This is a genomic window from Klebsiella oxytoca (genome assembly GCF_009707385.1).
Classification (GTDB): domain Bacteria; phylum Pseudomonadota; class Gammaproteobacteria; order Enterobacterales; family Enterobacteriaceae; genus Klebsiella; species Klebsiella oxytoca_C.
The window spans coordinates 3,541,194-3,559,565 of sequence record NZ_CP046115.1 but is presented as its reverse complement, the minus strand read 5'-3'; the positions used below and the strand labels follow the sequence as shown (position 1 = coordinate 3,559,565).

15 protein-coding genes are annotated in these 18,372 nt (G+C 37.8%); all 15 read left to right on the top strand.

The genetic code is table 11. The features are described 5' to 3' along the window. Positions 1–28 precede the first annotated feature (28 nt). The 15 genes from GJ746_RS16620 to rfbK all read left to right on the top strand — a co-directional run bounded on the left by GJ746_RS16620 (position 29) and on the right by rfbK (position 18,354). Complete coding sequence (locus GJ746_RS16620; RefSeq protein WP_154681187.1) at positions 29–1,330, top strand: transporter; 1,302 nt, start codon at positions 29–31, stop codon at positions 1,328–1,330. A gap of 4 nt (positions 1,331–1,334) precedes the next feature. Beyond that, positions 1,335–2,441 (top strand): polysaccharide pyruvyl transferase family protein, encoded by a 1,107-nt coding sequence (locus tag GJ746_RS16615; protein ID WP_154681186.1) that lies wholly within the window; start codon positions 1,335–1,337, stop codon positions 2,439–2,441. After that, the gene (locus GJ746_RS16610; RefSeq protein ID WP_154681185.1) at positions 2,441–3,817 is read left to right on the top strand and encodes an O-antigen polymerase; all 1,377 of its coding nucleotides are present in this window, start codon (positions 2,441–2,443) and stop codon (positions 3,815–3,817) included. Before GJ746_RS16615 ends, GJ746_RS16610 begins: the two co-directional genes overlap by 1 nt. A 34-nt stretch (positions 3,818–3,851) precedes the next feature. Continuing rightward, a complete protein-coding gene (locus tag GJ746_RS16605) occupies positions 3,852–4,916 on the top strand; it encodes a glycosyltransferase family 4 protein (protein ID WP_154681184.1) in 1,065 nt (354 codons plus the stop codon). Further along, on the top strand, positions 4,916–6,013 hold the full coding sequence (locus GJ746_RS16600; RefSeq protein WP_154681183.1) for a glycosyltransferase family 4 protein: 1,098 nt from the start codon (positions 4,916–4,918) through the stop codon (positions 6,011–6,013). The genes GJ746_RS16605 and GJ746_RS16600 overlap by 1 nt, the downstream gene beginning before the upstream one ends. Positions 6,014–6,031: 18 nt before the next feature. Further along, complete coding sequence (locus tag GJ746_RS16595) at positions 6,032–7,678, top strand: right-handed parallel beta-helix repeat-containing protein (protein ID WP_154681182.1); 1,647 nt, start codon at positions 6,032–6,034, stop codon at positions 7,676–7,678. A 30-nt stretch (positions 7,679–7,708) separates the two neighbouring features. Beyond that, positions 7,709–8,248 carry a putative colanic acid biosynthesis acetyltransferase gene (locus GJ746_RS16590; protein WP_154681181.1) on the top strand — a complete coding sequence of 180 codons (540 nt, stop codon included), beginning with the start codon at positions 7,709–7,711 and terminating at the stop codon, positions 8,246–8,248. Positions 8,249–8,267: 19 nt separating this feature from the next. Then, on the top strand, positions 8,268–9,386 hold the full coding sequence (gmd, locus tag GJ746_RS16585) for a GDP-mannose 4,6-dehydratase (protein WP_154681180.1): 1,119 nt from the start codon (positions 8,268–8,270) through the stop codon (positions 9,384–9,386). 4 nt (positions 9,387–9,390) lie between these two features. Next, positions 9,391–10,359, top strand: a complete 969-nt coding sequence (gene fcl, locus GJ746_RS16580; RefSeq protein WP_154681179.1) for a GDP-L-fucose synthase — start codon at positions 9,391–9,393, stop codon at positions 10,357–10,359. Between the two features lies 1 nt (position 10,360). After that, the gene (locus GJ746_RS16575; RefSeq protein ID WP_154681178.1) at positions 10,361–10,819 is read left to right on the top strand and encodes a GDP-mannose mannosyl hydrolase; all 459 of its coding nucleotides are present in this window, start codon (positions 10,361–10,363) and stop codon (positions 10,817–10,819) included. 11 nt (positions 10,820–10,830) lie between these two features. Continuing rightward, a complete protein-coding gene (locus tag GJ746_RS16570; RefSeq protein WP_154681177.1) occupies positions 10,831–12,039 on the top strand; it encodes a glycosyltransferase WbuB in 1,209 nt (402 codons plus the stop codon). Positions 12,040–12,367: 328 nt separating this feature from the next. Further along, the gene (gene wcaJ / locus GJ746_RS16565; protein ID WP_154681176.1) at positions 12,368–13,771 is read left to right on the top strand and encodes an undecaprenyl-phosphate glucose phosphotransferase; all 1,404 of its coding nucleotides are present in this window, start codon (positions 12,368–12,370) and stop codon (positions 13,769–13,771) included. 161 nt (positions 13,772–13,932) lie between these two features. Then, positions 13,933–15,339: an NADP-dependent phosphogluconate dehydrogenase gene (gene gndA / locus GJ746_RS16560; RefSeq protein ID WP_154681175.1), complete on the top strand. Its 1,407-nt coding sequence runs from the start codon at positions 13,933–13,935 to the stop codon at positions 15,337–15,339. A 206-nt stretch (positions 15,340–15,545) separates the two neighbouring features. Continuing rightward, entirely contained in the window at positions 15,546–16,961 is a 1,416-nt protein-coding gene (locus GJ746_RS16555; protein WP_154681174.1) for a mannose-1-phosphate guanylyltransferase/mannose-6-phosphate isomerase, read from the top strand. A 22-nt stretch (positions 16,962–16,983) separates the two neighbouring features. Beyond that, on the top strand, positions 16,984–18,354 hold the full coding sequence (gene rfbK / locus GJ746_RS16550; protein WP_154681173.1) for an O9 family phosphomannomutase RfbK: 1,371 nt from the start codon (positions 16,984–16,986) through the stop codon (positions 18,352–18,354). Positions 18,355–18,372 lie beyond the last annotated feature (18 nt).

The following is an 18,372-nucleotide window of genomic DNA, read 5'->3' as shown; positions in this document are numbered from 1 at the left end:
GATTTGACTATGAACAAAGGAATTTATAATGTATAAACGAATCCTTAAGATGCTTATGTCTCAGGGTTTCGGCCTTTTAATGAATATTATTGAAAAGCTGTTAATGGTTCCTTTGTTCATTCATGCTTGGGGATTGGTAAAATTCGGTGAATGGATTCTTGTCAGAACAATACCGAATATTCTGCTAACAAGCGATATCGGCATATCTTCACATACCGGAAACGAGGTTAACACTTATTCAGAAAGGAAAGATTACTCCCAAGTAGCTAAGACCATATATCTTTCAATTATAATGATGGTAATCATACTAGTCATTTTAATGATTATCGGTGTATTGCAATTCTTAATTGATACAAGAGCATTATTTGGTGTATCGTTGATTTCGAAAGGGCAATTTTCATTAGCAGTTTTTTTAATGATTATCCATGCATCCTTAATACTAATTTCACAACTTATTTGTGGAATTGGTAGGGTGAAGGATAACTATACCTTCTATGCCTTAATGGCGCAAATTGCTAGATTTTTAGAAATAACAAGTGTATCTGTTTCACTGTTTATGTTTCGAGCTGATATCATAGTCGTTTCATTATGTTATGTATTAACGCGCATACTAATAAACAGTATAATGATGTTTGTTCTTACGAGAGAGCTTAGAAGTATAAATTGTCTGGGGTCATATAAAGGCATAGCCTTAAATGAATATGTATCCTTTATAAAAAAAAGTGTCTCATATGCTTCTGTCTCTATAACACAAACAATATTTATGCAAGGTAGTTCAATTATAGTAGCGAATTTATTCGGTCCTGCCATGTTGGCAATTATTACAATTTCAAGGAATGTGTCTCGATTTTTAGTGATGTTTTCATCATTGTTATCCAAGAGTATATGGACTGAACTCACAAAATTATGGGCCAAGGGTGAGGTTGCTAAATTTAAAAAAATATTTAATAAATTTGCGATAATTAATAGCATCATTATTACATCTGGCTTATTATTGATGGTTCTATTTTATCCTTGGCTACTAAAATGGTTTAATATAAATTCAAACATTGTGCCGAATACTTTTTGGGTTTTTTTAGCGGTAGCACTACATTCTTTTCTTTTAGCGATTAGCTATTATTCTAATATTGCTTTAATCGCTTCATCTAATCATGTTGGATATGCAAAATTAATAACAGTATTATCTTTAGTTTCATTAATGCTTTTTGTTTTTATTTCTTATTTTATGCGTGAGATAGTAATTGCATATTTAATATCATTTTGTAGTGTAGAGTTTTTAACAATAATAATGATTCATTTTATTTTTATGAAAAAATTGGATAATAGGTAAATAAATGATATTTTTATATAGGCCGCAAACTCAGTATGAGAACCTTGGGGATGCTTTGATTGCTAAAAATTTGTTAAATATATTATCAAATTATGGGCAGATATATATCGATGATAAAAACGTCCCAAGTAATTACATGGATATAATTAAAAATCAAGCCTGCATTGGGCATGAAGAATACAAATGCCATTTTGCCTTTTTGCCTTTTAAACTTAGACTCAAGGGTAACCCTGTTTGTTTTGTTTTTAAACCGGGGCATTTTTTTGGTGATACAAATTCATTAGGTGGCTGGAAACGTATTTTAATAATGACTACTTATCTAACATTGTTAAAGTTAGGTGGAATTAAATTCATAAGAACAGGTGTGTCGATTGGGCCACTAAAATCAGGTTATATGTTTTATGAGCGCTTCCTAAACAGGGTAGTTAGTTTTACAGGCGTTAGAGAAAACAAAAGCATAAAGTATCTTTCAGAGAATGGTATTAATTTAAATGTAAAAAAAGTCAAAGATCTTGCTTTTTGGTCTTTAAAAAAAGAGCAGTTAAAACTTAATGAAAAACAAAAATATATAGCTTACTCATTTAGAAGTTTTGATCCAAGTATTGATGCCAAAATGGCTAGACGAATTGCTACAATATTAGTGAATATTCATAATAAATCTAAACGAAATGGGGTTGATTGTAAAATTATCTCGGTTACTCAAGTTCAAAGAGATGCCAAATTTAATAGCGAGATAAAAAAGGAGATTATTAATATAAATCCAAGTATTGAGATTGATGATTATTATTACGATATTAGTAAAGAAAGCTATTGCAAATTAAAAGAGATCTATAGCAAAACAAATATAATTTTTTCAAATCGTTTACATGCTTTGCTGTATGCGTTTGAATCGGGGGTGTACCCCGTTGCCATGGGTAATGCGGAGCAAAATTTCAAGGTTAAATATGTTCTTGAAGATACGTTATTAGAAGATAACTTTATTGATATTACAGGAATAAATTTTTCTGACGAAGACATAACTAATGATATAGTTAAATCGCGAGATAGAAATCAATTAAAGGATATAAATTATAATACGACAAAAATAACTGATTTTATTATGGTGGAATAATGACAATAGAATGGTTGCTTACATTTACATCAACTTTGTTTATAGTATTCCTATATGTATTTATTATTAAATCCTTATTATCAGCGAACAGTAACTTATTTTTGTTAGGGAGTTGTTTCGGCGTCTTGTTTTTTTATGTAACACCTCTGATAATATTGTCATTAACTGGGAAATTCGAAAAAGGTATATTTCTTTCTGTTGCTGATCTTAAGGATATTGATATTACACAAGATGTAGTTCCTGTATTATTAATGCATGGATTACTAGTGGTTTTGGGTTTTACTATATATCTAATAGGAATGCTAACAAGAAGTTCATCACAAATAAGAAATGAAATCTATAATAAAAGTGATAAAAAAAGGATCGTTAATCTAATTATTGTACTGGGAGTGTTTTATATTTTATTCGTAATAAGAGACCTTGTTTCAAATGACATTTTTTCAGGAGATGCACACTGGTATGAAAGTAGGCACGATTCAATGTCTGTTGAAAATGGGTCAATTGTTAATGTTATTTTTACCTATCTGAGAAATAATAGTAGACTGGTTTTTTTTGCTGCTCTAATTTATGGGTGGTATAAGCGGATTTATAAAAATGACTATATATTTCTAATGATATATTTAACCTCCATTGGTATTGATATATATGTAAGTGGAAATCGTTTTATTTTAGCTGCTACCGGGATATTGATAGCATATATTTTAATTGTCAAAAAAAAATACATGTTCATAGTTATCTGTTCTTTTTTAGCATATCCTATCGCTTGGCTCGGAACTGTATTTATGAGTGTCCGAGGCGTAATGTATTCACAAGCTTCTAGCTTAGGCGAGCTTATTACTCTTTTTAAAGAGAAAGGCACTGAGGCAAATGATCAATTTATTTTTGTACTTATAAATATGGTGGAAGGAATTAATTTTAATACATATGTATCATTATATTATAATGCACCTAAAAAAATACCGTTTCTTTTAGGGGAAACATTCATTACACCTCTGGTTTTCTGGATACCACGTAGCTTATGGGAAAATAAACCACCAAGGGTTGGACAGATTATTGGAGAAGCTTATGTCGGAAATCCGGACTTAAGCTTAGTTGCGACCTTTCTGGGCGAATCTTGGCTGAACTTTGGCTATGTCTCATTCCTTGTAATACCTGTATTATTTTTTATCGCTTATAAATTCATAAATGCAGCAGTGAAGCACATGGAACCTGGTATACGCACTTTCATATTATTTTTGCTTGGGTTCACTTTAATGCGTGCATCATACGGATCTGTTTTTGTTGATGTGTTTGTTATGTCTATCTATATTTCATTGGTCTTGTTAATACTTTATAAAAAAATATCTTTCTTTGGACGAATGGTTAATTTTAAATGATTTTAGATGTAGCGTAATAATTAACGAGGGAAATATGCTATTTATACAACCACATTTGACAAAATATAGATTGGAATTTTTTAAAGATTTGTCGCTATTACTGCAAAAAAATTATAATCATCAGTTTAAGGTTATATGTGGGCAAGCTCCAGAAAGTTTTGGAGTTATTGAAGGTGTTCCATTTAAGGTAGAGATAGTTAAAGTTAAGTCATTATCAATATTTAGTTATTTTGTGGGCGCTTTTTCTCAACTTAAAAAAGAAAAAGATATCATTATACATTTCGGGGATTTTAAATATTTTACTCTTTATCAATCAATATACATGAAATTTTCGGGGGGGGGGGCCTTATATTTACATGGTCAAGGTGGTTATAAAAGAACAGGTTTGGCAAGTAAATTGTTGTACAATCTAACATTATGTCTTACAGATGGATATATTTGCTATAATGAATTTTGTTCGAATGAGTTAAAGAAAAAAACTTATCGGTTTTTGCATAATAAAATACATCATATTGACAATAGTTTATATGTGGAACCCGTGTCTGAAAAAGACATTGTCATGAATGAAAAAGAGAATTCCGTTGTTTTTATTGGTAGGGTGCGAGAAAGAAGTGGTCTTGAGCTCTTGCTTGAAGCTGGTAAAATTGTTTCAAGACACGTTCCTGATTTTAAAATTCACATAATAGGAGGGGGGGAGTATATTAATGCATTAAAAAGCAGATATAGTGAGGCCATATTTCATGGAGAATTATTCTCTCAAGAAGAAATAAGGAAGGTTTGTAGGAAAAGTAGGGCTGGTATATATGGGGGAGACGCTGGGCTTTCTGTTGTGCATTATATGTCGTTAGGTCTTCCTGTAGTCATTCATAGTGATTTACATAGACACATGGGGCCCGAACCGGCATATATAATTGACGGTTATAACGGACTTCTGTTTGAACGAGATAATATTAGAAGTATTGCTGAAAAAATATTGATTCTATGCAGAGAAAACAGTCTTGTTGAACAATTATCTAGAAAATCACTCGAGACTTTTACAAATTTATCTCGACCAAGCATGGCTGAAAAGTTAATAGATATTGTTAGGAAAGATTTGTAATGATTTTTTTAATTAATCTACCTCCACCTTTACATGGAATGTCATTTATTAATGCAAAATTACTAAAATTGGCTAATGATAAAGGATTAAACGTTTGTGTTGTCAATACAACCCCATCAAAAGAAATTAAAGTAAACATATTGCGTAAGTTTGTGAAACATTCTTATATATTCATTAGCTTTGTAAGGACCCTCATAAGAGTTAAAGAAGATAAAATATTATATAGGCCGATTAACGGTGGGAAGGGACAGCTAATAGACGTTGCTTATATGTTAATGGCTAATTTCTTTAAATATAAAATTTATATACATCATCATTCATATAATTATTTAAATAAAAAAAGTAAAATATTTACAGTTCTTTCAATACTGTTGAGAAGTAACACAACGCATATTGTTTTGAGTGTGGATATGCAAAAGAAACTGAATGAAATATATAATATCAAAGAGAATGAAATAATAGTGTTGTCTAATATTGGGTTTATTGAAGATGGTCCTTCAGTTAATAATAAAAAAAATATTGAGGTTGAAAGAATTGTTATTAGTTATATGGCAAATGTTACAGTTGAAAAGGGGATTGATATTTTCATTAAAACGTGCAAGTTAATCGATAAGCATAACCCCGGTGAATATGAATATAGAATAGCAGGGCCAATTAGTGACGTTAACACTCAGATATTGGTTGATGAATTTATTTCATCTTGTATAAATGCATTTTATGTTGGTCCTGTTTATGGAGAAGAAAAAGAAAAATTTCTTAGTACAAGTGATATTTTCTATTTTCCTTCGAAGTATAAAAATGAAGCAGAACCTTTAGTTTTGTATGAGGCAGCTTCCTGCGGATGTTTAGTTATTGGGAGTCAGGTTGGTTCAATGCGAGCGGCTATAGCTCATATTTGTGGTGAGAGCTTTCCATTGACAATTGATTCCGATGAAGTCGCTATTAATAATTTCGTATTACAGGTTTTTTATTTTATAACTTCTATGAGAAGAGATGATATTTATGCAAGGAAAGAATTGTCAAAGCAAAGTTTTAACCAGAGTCGGCTCTTGAATTTAGATAGAATTGATAATTTGCTTGATCAATTAAAGCAGTAAATTTACAGTCGAGGCTATATGAGGCGCAGAGAATTTATTTTGGGTTTGCCTTTAATTATATATTCATCGAAAGAAATGCTTGCAAACGGTGAAAAAAACATACTTGGCGCGTCTCCGAAATATGATAGCTGCGGTTATCGTCAATATACTCATGCTGAAAATGAAGCATTGCTTACTAATTATTGTAATAAATATAATATCTTATTTGAAGATGTGAATAGATTATCGAATGTTGTAAAACTGTGCATCTTGGATGATGTAGTTGATGGCGATTCTTTAATTATGGAGAAAATAGCTGAAGCAACATCATCATCATCTTGTTTGTATATTTATGGTGGAGGCACGTTAAGTGTGTCATCTGAAATTGAAACGCAAGTTTCGATTATAGGGGATGGTAAGACAAGGCTTAAACAAAAAGAAGAAAATATGTCCTTATTAGTGATTACAAAATCCGGTGTTACCATTCAAAACATTATTATTATCCCATCTAATAAAGTTAAAAGTATTAAAAAAGCAGGTGTGGAAATTAGAGAGGTTGAGCTTTGCAAATTATTAAACCTAAAGATTCAATATGTAGGAGAGGATAATACGGAAGGGAATGGTATTACTATAAATCAAGGTGATAGAAACGTTGTTTGTAATTGTTCTTTTACTGGTGCGAATTTAGCAGATAACATATTCCATAACCAAGGTGGTAATGATATATCTGTTTATGGAGCATCATCTAGGAATATTGTTGCTTTAAATTATTCAGTAGGGCGAAATATACGAGGAATCTTTCAGTTAAATGATCTTCTCGGTAAAAATTGCGATGAGAATATTTACATTGCTAATTACACTGATGGTGCTTTAGGGTACGGTCATTTATGTTATGAGAAACGACATGATGAAAATACAACTATGAGAGGTACTAAGTTTTTAAGAGGTGTGATTAAGAATATTTCCGGATCTGTAAGAATCCCTAACGGGAAATACAAGGGTAAGAAAATATTTGGCATGGGGGTTTATAATCAAGCTGGAAAGGATACCTACATTGAAGATTATTTTATCGATAGTGTATGTAGTGATTCTCAGCTTATTGAATTGCTACCGATTGCTGCTATAGGTTCCACTATCGATACCGTGACAATAAAAAATAATACTATCATTAATTCAGGTTTTTCAGGTATAAAAGTCTCAACTTTTACTAAAGATAGTCATAACAAACTCACTATTATTAATAATGATATAAAAAATATAAAAAAGGACGGTGTTGTTGTTTTAAATTGTATGGATATTCTCGTGAACAATTTGAAAATAGTGAACTGTAATTATTCCCTCAGGTTAAATAACATAAAGTCTAATGCAGGGCTAGTTTCTTTATCAATGATAGAATCTAGTAAGAATAAAGGTATATCTATTAATAATATATCTAAGGTGCGTATTTCTAATTTTAGTTCAACTGATGATGCTTTTTTTCTTATAGCAAATAATGTAAATGATATTGTTATTGAAAATGGTGTAGTTGCTAATAGCAAGGAAATGGCATTTTATATATCTAAAACTTGCGATAATATAATGATAAATTCCATATCAATAGTAAATTCAAAAATCGGCTTAAATATACCAAAGTGGTCATTACTTAGTAATGTCAATTTTAAAAACAATATTAATAATTTAAAATGATGGTCAAATTAATTATTTACAGGAAATCTTATGTTTGATCTTTCAAAATTTTCCGTTCCCAAAGGTTTTCGTGGCAGAAGCGTGATTGTTGTCCAGTTGTGGTGGTTTGTAGATTTTTTCTTTTTTAGAATGTCTCCACAAATTTTTTACAAATGGCGAGTTCTTATATTAAGAATTTTTGGAGCAAAAATTGGTAAAAATGTTATTATTAGACCCTCAGCTAAGATAACTTATCCTTGGAAATTAACAATAGGCGATAATAGTTGGGTAGGAGATGATGTTGTTTTATACTCCTTAGGTGAAATTATCATAGGAAACAACACCATTATTTCTCAACGCTGTTACATATGCACAGGCAGTCATGATTATAACACCTTAGATTTTAAAATAATCAAAAGCCCTATTGTTGTCGGTAGTTCATCTTGGTTAGCAACAGATGTTTTTGTTGCACCTGGAGTTAAAATTGGAGACAATTGTATAATAGGAGCAAGAAGCTCAGTATTTAATGATATTCCGTCAAATTCTGTTTGTTTAGGTAGTCCTGCAATTAAAGTTCGCGATAAAATATAATTTTAAGGAGATAGTTAATATGTCTAAGGTAGCGTTAATCACTGGTATAACTGGGCAGGATGGTTCTTACCTTGCAGAATTCCTTTTAGAGAAAGGATATGAAGTTCATGGTATTAAAAGACGATCATCTTCTTTTAATACTGAGCGAGTAGATCATATATATCAAGATCCACATTCTTCAAATCCTAAATTTCATTTGCACTATGGTGATTTATCAGATACATCCAACTTGACACGGCTGATCTCTGAGATTCAGCCTGATGAGGTTTATAATTTGGGGGCAATGAGCCATGTTGCCGTATCTTTTGAATCACCAGAATATACTGCTGATGTAGATGCAATTGGGACGCTTCGCCTATTAGAAGCAATTCGTTTTCTGGGACTTGAGAAAAAGACTCGGTTCTATCAAGCATCTACTTCTGAACTTTATGGCTTGGTCCAGGAAATACCGCAAAAAGAAACTACCCCATTTTATCCTCGTTCACCTTATGCGGTAGCAAAACTATATGCTTATTGGATTACTGTAAACTACCGTGAGTCTTATGGAATGTATGCTTGTAATGGTATTTTATTTAACCACGAGTCTCCTCGCCGTGGTGAAACTTTTGTGACGAGAAAAATTACTCGTGGACTCGCAAATATCGTGCAAGGTTTAGAGAAATGTCTGTACCTTGGTAACATGGATTCATTGCGTGATTGGGGGCATGCTAAAGATTATGTTAAAATGCAATGGTTGATGCTTCAACAAGAGCAACCGGAAGATTATGTTATTGCAACAGGTGTCCAATACTCGGTACGTCAATTTGTAGATTTCGCTGCATCTGAATTAGGTATCAAATTACGCTTTGAGGGCCATGGTGTTGATGAGGTCGGAATTGTTGAAAGTATCTCTGGTGAAGATGCACCTGCTGTAAGTGTTGGCGATGTAATAGTTGCCGTAGATCCACGGTATTTCCGTCCTGCTGAAGTTGAAACTTTACTTGGGGATCCCACAAAAGCAAATGACAAATTAGGCTGGAAACCTGAAACAACTCTTCAAGAGATGGTAGTTGAAATGGTTAGAAAGGATCTTGAGGCAGCTAAAAAACATTCTCTCCTGAAATCACATGGTTATGAGGTTTCAATTTCTCTGGAGTAATGAAATGACAATCAAAAAAAGAGTTTTTGTTGCTGGCCATAATGGAATGGTAGGTTCAGCTATAGTAAGACAATTACAAAACAGAGAAGATATTGAGCTCGTAGTGTGTTCACGGCAGGAGCTTAACCTGCTTGATGCCCAATCAGTAAACAAGTTTTTCTTAACTGAACATATTGATGAAATATATTTAGCTGCTGCTAAAGTTGGTGGGATAGTGGCAAATGATAAATATCCTGCGGATTTTATATATGAAAACATTGTCATTGAGGCAAATGTTATTCATGCCGCTAATGTTAATGATGTTAATAAAATCATGTTTTTAGGGTCATCATGTATTTATCCCAAATTCGCCAAACAGCCGATTAGTGAGGCCGAATTATTACAGGGTACCCTGGAATCTACGAATGAACCTTATGCTATAGCCAAAATTGCGGGTATCAAGCTTTGCGAATCCTATAATAGACAATATAAACGAGATTATCGTTCTGTAATGCCTACTAATTTATATGGGGAAAATGATAATTTTCACCCTAGTAACTCACATGTAATACCTGCATTGCTACGCCGTTTTCATGATGCAAAATTAGAGCATCATCCACAAGTTGTAGTTTGGGGAAGTGGAACACCCATGCGCGAATTTCTGCATGTTGATGATATGGCATCTGCATCTATTTATGTCATGGAACTTGACAAAGCTTTTTGGCAGAACAACACGCAGCCAATGCTATCGCATATTAATATCGGTACTGGTGTTGATTGTACTATCCGGGAATTAGCAGAAACAATTGCAAAAGTTGTTGGTTACCGAGGTGAGGTGGTTTTTGATTCAACCAAACCTGACGGCACCCCCAGAAAGTTATTGGATGTTTCCAGATTGGACAGTTTAGGCTGGAAGTATCAGATTAAGCTTGAGGAAGGCTTGGAACGGACTTATGAATGGTTTTTAAAGCATCAGGATAGCTTTCGAGGTTAATATGTTTTTAGATGATAATGCATTTAAAAATGTAATAAAGAACACACCGCTTATTTCAATCGATTTGGTTATCCAAAATGAAAAAAATGAGTATTTAGTTGGTAAAAGAAACAACCGCCCCGCAAGGGGCTTTTGGTTTGTTCCAGGCGGTCGCGTACAAAAAGATGAGTCATTAGATAATGGTTTTTGCAGATTGACACAGAATGAAGTTGGTATTATGAGAGGGCGAAGTGAAAGCACCTTACTCGGTATCTTTGAGCATTTTTATGATGATAACTTTTTCGGTAGTGAATTTAGTACGCACTATATTGTATTAGCTTATAAGCTATCTTTTATTTCTAAAGATTTAGTGTTTCCGCATGACCAACATAATGAATATCAATGGATGAGCGTGGATGAAATACTTACTAATAATTTAGTCCATTTTAATACTAAAGCTTATTTTATGGATGCTTCCTAGGATTTTTAAGTATGAAATTACTTGTGTATGGTATCAATTATCAGCCTGAATTAACTGGTATTGGTAAGTACAGTGGTGAAATGGTTAGGTGGTTTGTTGATAATGGTCTCGATGTTAGAGTCATTACAGCCCCACCATACTACCCAGAATGGGTGGTTGCTAAAAATTATTCAGGACGGAGATATTCTAAAGAGCAAAATCCAGAGATAATCTATAGATGCCCTCTCTATGTTCCCAACAAACCATCAACGTTAAAACGATTATTGCACCTGTCCAGTTTTGCATTAAGTTCTCTATTTCCACTTTTAATGCAGTCTCGCTGGAAGCCTGACTATATTATTTGTGTTGTTCCAACCTTATTTTGTGTTCCTGGTGCAATGCTCTTGCGAAAGCTTACACATGCGAAGGTAATAATACATATACAAGATTATGAAGTTGATGCTATGCTTGGTCTGGGAATGGCTAAAAAAGGAATGTTTGCAGCATTTGCTAAAAAATTCGAAAAATGGTGTCTGACTTCTGCTGATAAAGTTTCAACTATCTCTAAAATGATGCTTCGTAATGCATCAAATAAAGGTGTTTCTCAAAATAATCTAATACTTTTCCCGAACTGGTCTGAACTTGAAAGGTTTCAAAATGTAAGTAGTGAACAATCAGATAGGTTGAAAGAAGAGTTAGGCATACCTAAGGATAAAAAAGTTATTCTTTACTCAGGGAATATTGGTGAAAAACAAGGTCTGGAATTAGTTCTCAGCGCCGCGCAGGAAATGGCAACGAAGAATTGTATTTTTCTTTTTGTCGGCCAAGGTGGCGGTAAAGAAAATTTAGAAAAAATGAGCGCGAACTTGAATAATGTCATATTCAGGCCTTTGCAACCTTATGAGCTCCTGCCAGCATTATTAAATCTTGCGGATTGTCATCTTGTTGTTCAAAAGAAAGGTGCTGCTGACGCTGTTCTTCCTTCTAAGCTAACTAATATTCTTGCTGTCGGTGGTAATGCTGTTATTACTGCAGAAGAAAATACTGAACTTGGTCAGTTGTGTAAAAATAATTTGGGCATCGCAGTGTGTGTCGAGCCAGAATCTGTGGGTGCCTTAGTTACTGGGATTGAAAAATGCTTACTGATGCCAGCTTATAATAATGTTGCAATTCAATATGCCAATTCAACACTTAATATGAATAATGTCCTTTCAAAATTTATAACAGATATACAAAGTTAAAATACGAATTTAATACTTAACATGGAAACTATCGTAAGTTGCTTTTGGTGGAATGGATTCCTTTTATTAAGAACATCAAAATCACTGGTTAAATCTATATTTGCTTTTATCTAAAGCAGAGTTTAAATATTCCTTCTTTTTTTATTATTTATAATAATCATTTTATAAAGTTTATTGTCGCGCGTATTTTCATTTATTGGTTTTTTTACAAAGTGCTTATTGGTATAAGAATTCTAGATTAAAGGAAGAAACTACTTTTAATCTTGTAAAGTTCAGGATTTCTTGTGCAAATTATTATTTCATAAGATTCAATTTTAAGGAAATCTTCATGGCAACCTTGTATCATCGGACTCGCTCAAATGCGAATGCTTCTTTGATCTCAATGGCTCAACGCTTCTCAGATGTAGTCATAATTTTTTTAGGATTATATTTGGTATGTGTTATTAACTCAATCTCATTTGAATACCAGCATGCTCTGACGTCCTTATTATCTTTGGTTATTTTCCAGATGATCGGCGGTATAACTGATTTCTATCGTTCTTGGCGTGGTGTTGCTTTTTCTACTGAATATACTTTGATTCTAAAAAATTGGACCCTGAGCTTATTAATTACTCTTGGTTTTTTGTCTTTAGATTCATCAATTGATACCCGTTTCTTCTTTTTTATTGAATGGTACTTGTTAGTTGATGTTGGTTTTTTTATCTGTCGTTTAGTTATTAGGTTGCTCTCTGGTTTACTCAGGAGGTTTGGCTATAACACTAGGAGAGTTGCTGTTGTCGGTTCGTTGCCAGCAGGTATTAATTTGTTAAAAAGTTTTATCGAAGAACCTTGGCTAGGCTTTGTTGTTAAAGGTGTTTATGATAATATAAAACTGGACAGTGCTGAATATGACAATGTACCCTATGCAGGAAACATAGATAAACTTATTCAGGAAGCGCGTGAAGGGAAAATCGATCGTATTTATATTGCGATGAGTATGCGCGATGAACCCAAAATTAAGGATGTCGTTAGACAATTAACTGATACTACTTGTTCTGTATTATTAATTCCTGATGTTTTTACTTTTAATATTCTTCAGTCACGTACGGAAGAAATCAATGGTGTACCGGTTGTTCCTTTGTTTGATTCGCCATTGAACGGCATTAATATGGTGTTCAAACGTTTGGAGGATATAATCGTATCATTTTTTATTCTTATTTTGATATCCCCTATTCTTCTTATTATTGCTATCGCTGTTAAAACTACTTCGAGAGGTCCTGTTATTTTTCGACAGGTACGTTATGGGATGGACGGAAAACCAATTAAAGTCTGGAAATTTCGCTCAATGACGGTGATGGAAAATGATGAAAATGTTATTCAGGCCACGAAGAACGATGTTCGAGTCACTAAAGTAGGCAAGTTTTTACGAAGTACTTCCTTGGATGAATTACCACAGTTCTTTAATGTTCTTTTTGGTCAAATGTCTGTTGTAGGCCCAAGACCTCATGCTGTTTCACATAATGAACAATATCGTTCTTTAATTCAAGGGTATATGTTACGGCATAAAGTCAAACCGGGTATCACAGGGCTAGCTCAAATCAATGGTTGGCGTGGTGAGACAGATACTTTAGAGAAAATGGAAAAGAGAATTGAATACGATCTTCTGTATATTCGAGGGTGGAGTATTTGGCTAGATTTAAAAATTATTTTTCTGACGGTGTTTAAAGGCTTTATCAATAAATCAGCCTATTAAATTGAATCTGTATTTCTTGTGGTTTTATTTTCATGTTATTTATTTCTCATTTTTTGTCCACAATCCATTTTACTCTATGCTCTCTGTCTGCTTTGCGCTAACATAATTCTCACATTTAAGCTGCGAACAGTCGCAGTGAACACACCTGACAGGAGTATGTAATGTCCAAGCAACAGATCGGGGTTGTCGGTATGGCAGTGATGGGGCGTAACCTTGCGCTCAACATCGAGAGCCGTGGTTACACCGTCTCCGTTTTCAACCGCTCCCGTGAAAAGACCGAAGAAGTGATTGCCGAGAATCCGGGCAAGAAACTGGTCCCTCATTATACAGTGCAAGAGTTTGTTGAATCGCTCGAAACTCCGCGCCGTATCCTGTTAATGGTGAAGGCGGGTGCAGGCACTGACAGTGCCATCGACTCTCTGAAGCCTTACCTGGACAAGGGTGACATCATCATTGATGGTGGTAATACCTTCTTCCAGGATACTATTCGTCGTAATCGCGAACTTTCCGCAGAAGGCTTTAACTTCATTGGTACCGGGGTATCCGGAGGTGAAGAGGGGGCGCTTAAAGGCCCTTCTATCATGCCTGGCGGTCAGAAAGAAGCTTACGAGCTTGTTGCTCCAATTCTTAAGCAGATTGCAGCAGTTGCCGAAGATGGTGAGCCGTGCGTAACCTACATCGGTGCTGATGGGGCTGGTCATTATGTCAAAATGGTTCACAACGGTATTGAATACGGCGATATGCAGCTGATTGCTGAAGCCTACGCTTTACTGAAAGGCGGCCTGGCGCTTTCTAATGAAGAGCTTGCGCAAACTTTCACTGAATGGAATGAAGGTGAACTGAGCAGCTATCTGATTGACATCACTAAGGACATCTTTACCAAAAAGGATGAAGAGGGTAAATACCTGGTCGATGTGATCCTTGATGAAGCAGCAAACAAAGGTACCGGTAAATGGACCAGTCAGAGTTCTCTGGACCTTGGCGAACCACTATCGCTTATCACTGAGTCAGTCTTTGCTCGCTATATCTCGTCCCTGAAAGACCAGCGCGTTGCTGCTTCTAAAGTCCTCACCGGGCCGCAAGCAAAGACTGCAGGCGATAAAGTTGAGTTCATTGAGAAAGTTCGTCGCGCGCTCTATCTGGGCAAAATCGTCTCTTACGCACAAGGTTTCTCTCAGCTCCGTGCTGCATCTGATGAATACCAATGGGATCTGAACTACGGCGAGATTGCTAAAATCTTCCGTGCAGGCTGCATCATCCGTGCTCAGTTCCTGCAAAAGATCACTGATGCCTATGAGCAGAATGCTGGTATTGCCAACCTGCTGCTGGCACCTTACTTCAAGCAGATCGCCGATGACTATCAGCAAGCGTTGCGCGATGTCGTTGCATATGCAGTGCAGAATGGTATTCCGGTTCCTACCTTCTCTGCGGCTATTGCCTACTACGATAGCTATCGTTCCGCTGTTCTGCCTGCTAACCTGATTCAGGCTCAGCGCGATTATTTCGGGGCTCACACTTATAAACGAACAGATAAAGAAGGTGTGTTCCATACAGAGTGGCTTGATTAATTAACTATTAAAAACAGCCTGGTTAAACCAGGTTGTTTTTAAATTAGATAACACTAAATCTAATTTTACTGCTTACTAGAAAATAGTATATTCTTATACAATCCAACCTGTTTTAATTTTTCTTTTTTGCAATTTTAACTGAATTTGCAAAAAAGTAGTTATTACTTTCATAACCTCATATTTAATAGTTTATTAAGGATTTTATCATGTTACTTCCTGTGATTATGGCGGGGGGCACAGGTAGCCGCCTGTGGCCTATGTCCCGTGAGCTCTATCCAAAACAGTTTCTGCGACTGTACGGGCAGAACTCCATGTTGCAGGAAACCATCTCGCGCCTCTCCGGTCTGGATACCCATGAACCTATGGTTATCTGCAATGAAGAGCACCGGTTTCTGGTGGCGGAACAGTTAAGACAACTCAATAAACTGTCGAAAAATATCATCCTTGAGCCGGTGGGGCGTAACACCGCGCCGGCTATTGCCCTCGCAGCACTGCAGGCCACGCAGAATGGCGACGACCCGCTGATGCTGGTGCTGGCAGCGGACCATATCATTAACAATCAGCAGGTCTTCCACGATGCCATCCGGGTAGCGGAACAGTATGCACAGGCTGACCATCTGGTGACGTTCGGTATCGTCCCGAACACTCCGGAAACCGGCTACGGCTATATCCAGCGCGGCAAGGCGCTAGGGGAAGGGGAGCACACCCCTTATCAGGTCGCCCGCTTTGTCGAGAAGCCAGACCTTGCGCGTGCGCAGGCCTATCTGGCCTCAGGGGAATATTACTGGAACAGCGGCATGTTCATGTTCCGGGCGAAAAAGTATCTCTCCGAACTGGCAAAATTCCGCCCGGATATTCTCGAAGTCTGCACGGCTGCGGTCCGCGTGGCCGACAGCGGCAGCGACTTTATCAGCATCACGCATGAGGTGTTCAGCACCTGTCCGGATGAATCCGTGGACTATGCGGTGATGGAAAAGACCGCTGATGCGGTGGTAGTGGGGCTGGACGCAGACTGGAGCGATGTCGGCTCCTGGTCAGCCCTGTGGGACGTCAGCCCGAAAGATGAGCTGGGTAACGTGCTGACCGGCGATGCCTGGGTGCACAACAGCCAGAACTGCTACATCAACAGTGATGAAAAGTTAGTGGCGGCCATCGGCGTTGAGGACCTGGTGATCGTTAGCACCAAGGATGCGGTGCTGGTGATGAATAAAAACCGCGCCCAGGACGTGAAAAAGGTCGTGGAGTTCCTGAAGAACAACCAGCGCAGCGAATACAAACGACACCGTGAAATCTATCGTCCGTGGGGACGCAGCGATGTAGTGGTACAGACGCCGCGATTCAACGTTAACCGTATCACTGTCAAGCCAGGCGGGGCATTCTCCATGCAGATGCACCACCACCGCGCCGAGCACTGGGTGATCCTCGCGGGCACGGGGCAGATAACGGTGAACGGCAAGCAGTTCCTGCTGACTGAAAATCAGTCGACCTTTATTCCCATCGGTGCCGAACACTGCCTCGAAAACCCGGGACGTATACCGCTGGAAGTGCTGGAGATCCAGTCCGGTTCCTATCTGGGCGAAGACGATATTATCCGTATTAAAGACCAGTATGGTCGTTGCTGATTTGTATTTAAGGATTAAATAGATGGCAAAATTAAGTTGTTTTAAAGCTTATGATATTCGCGGTGAACTGGGCGAAGAGTTAAACGAAGATATTGCCTACCGTATCGGACGCGCCTATGGCGAATTTCTGAAGCCAGAAACGATTGTGGTGGGGGGCGATGTCCGTCTGACCAGCGAGTCCCTGAAGCTGGCGCTGGCCCAGGGCCTGATAGATGCGGGAACGGACGTGCTCGATATCGGTCTGAGCGGAACCGAAGAGATTTATTTTGCCACCTTCCATCTGGGCGTGGATGGCGGGATTGAGGTGACGGCCAGCCATAACCCGATGAACTATAACGGCATGAAGCTGGTGCGTGAAAATGCGAAGCCCATCAGCGGCGATACCGGGCTGCGCGATATACAGCGTCTGGCGGAAGAGAATCAGTTTGCGCCGGTGGATGCGTCCCGTCGCGGCACCCTGCGCCAGATATCGATCCTGCAGGCGTACGTGGACCACCTGATGGGCTACGTAAACCTGGCCAGCTTCACCCGTCCGCTGAAGCTGGTGGTCAACTCTGGCAACGGCGCCGCCGGGCATGTGATTGATGAAGTGGAGAAACGTTTTGTGGCAGCAGGCGTGCCGGTGACGTTTGTTAAGGTGCATCACCAGCCGGACGGCAACTTCCCGAACGGTATCCCGAACCCATTGCTGCCGGAGTGCCGTCAGGACACCACGGATGCGGTGCGCAAGCACGGTGCGGACATGGGCATTGCATTTGACGGCGACTTCGACCGCTGCTTTATGTTTGATAACGATGGCGGGTTTATCGAAGGCTATTATATTGTGGGTCTGCTGGCGGAAGCGTTCCTGCAGAAGCAGCCGGGAGCGAAAATTATCCACGACCCGCGTCTGACGTGGAACACGGTGGATATGGTGACGCGCAGCGGCGGAACGCCGGTGATGTCGAAGACCGGGCATGCGTTCATTAAAGAGCGGATGCGTCAGGAAGATGCGATTTACGGCGGGGAAATGAGCGCACACCACTACTTCCGCGACTTCGCCTACTGCGACAGCGGGATGATCCCGTGGCTGCTGGTGGCGGAGCTGCTGTGCCTGAAGAACAGCCCGCTGAAGGCGCTGGTGGCGGACCGTCAGGCGGCGTTCCCGGCATCCGGGGAAATCAACCGCAAGCTGGAGAATGCGGCGGCGGCGATTGCACGTATCCGTGAACGCTATGAACCGGATGCCGCCAACGTGGACACCACCGACGGCATCAGTATTGAATATTCGGAGTGGCGTTTTAACCTGCGCAGCTCGAACACCGAGCCGGTAGTGCGTCTCAACGTCGAGTCAAAAGCAGATAATGAATTAATGAACGCTAAGACAGAAGAAATTTTAGCTTTACTTAAATAGAACTTATCCTGCTCAGAG

Coding starts and splice junctions, on each gene's coding strand:
- GJ746_RS16620 (WP_154681187.1), top strand. CDS start 29: ATGTATAAACGAATCCTTAAGATGCTTATGTCTCAGGGTTTCGGCCTT.
- GJ746_RS16615 (WP_154681186.1), top strand. CDS start 1,335: ATGATATTTTTATATAGGCCGCAAACTCAGTATGAGAACCTTGGGGAT.
- GJ746_RS16610 (WP_154681185.1), top strand. CDS start 2,441: ATGACAATAGAATGGTTGCTTACATTTACATCAACTTTGTTTATAGTA.
- GJ746_RS16605 (WP_154681184.1), top strand. CDS start 3,852: ATGCTATTTATACAACCACATTTGACAAAATATAGATTGGAATTTTTT.
- GJ746_RS16600 (WP_154681183.1), top strand. CDS start 4,916: ATGATTTTTTTAATTAATCTACCTCCACCTTTACATGGAATGTCATTT.
- GJ746_RS16595 (WP_154681182.1), top strand. CDS start 6,032: ATGAGGCGCAGAGAATTTATTTTGGGTTTGCCTTTAATTATATATTCA.
- GJ746_RS16590 (WP_154681181.1), top strand. CDS start 7,709: ATGTTTGATCTTTCAAAATTTTCCGTTCCCAAAGGTTTTCGTGGCAGA.
- gmd (WP_154681180.1), top strand. CDS start 8,268: ATGTCTAAGGTAGCGTTAATCACTGGTATAACTGGGCAGGATGGTTCT.
- fcl (WP_154681179.1), top strand. CDS start 9,391: ATGACAATCAAAAAAAGAGTTTTTGTTGCTGGCCATAATGGAATGGTA.
- GJ746_RS16575 (WP_154681178.1), top strand. CDS start 10,361: ATGTTTTTAGATGATAATGCATTTAAAAATGTAATAAAGAACACACCG.
- GJ746_RS16570 (WP_154681177.1), top strand. CDS start 10,831: ATGAAATTACTTGTGTATGGTATCAATTATCAGCCTGAATTAACTGGT.
- wcaJ (WP_154681176.1), top strand. CDS start 12,368: ATGGCAACCTTGTATCATCGGACTCGCTCAAATGCGAATGCTTCTTTG.
- gndA (WP_154681175.1), top strand. CDS start 13,933: ATGTCCAAGCAACAGATCGGGGTTGTCGGTATGGCAGTGATGGGGCGT.
- GJ746_RS16555 (WP_154681174.1), top strand. CDS start 15,546: ATGTTACTTCCTGTGATTATGGCGGGGGGCACAGGTAGCCGCCTGTGG.
- rfbK (WP_154681173.1), top strand. CDS start 16,984: ATGGCAAAATTAAGTTGTTTTAAAGCTTATGATATTCGCGGTGAACTG.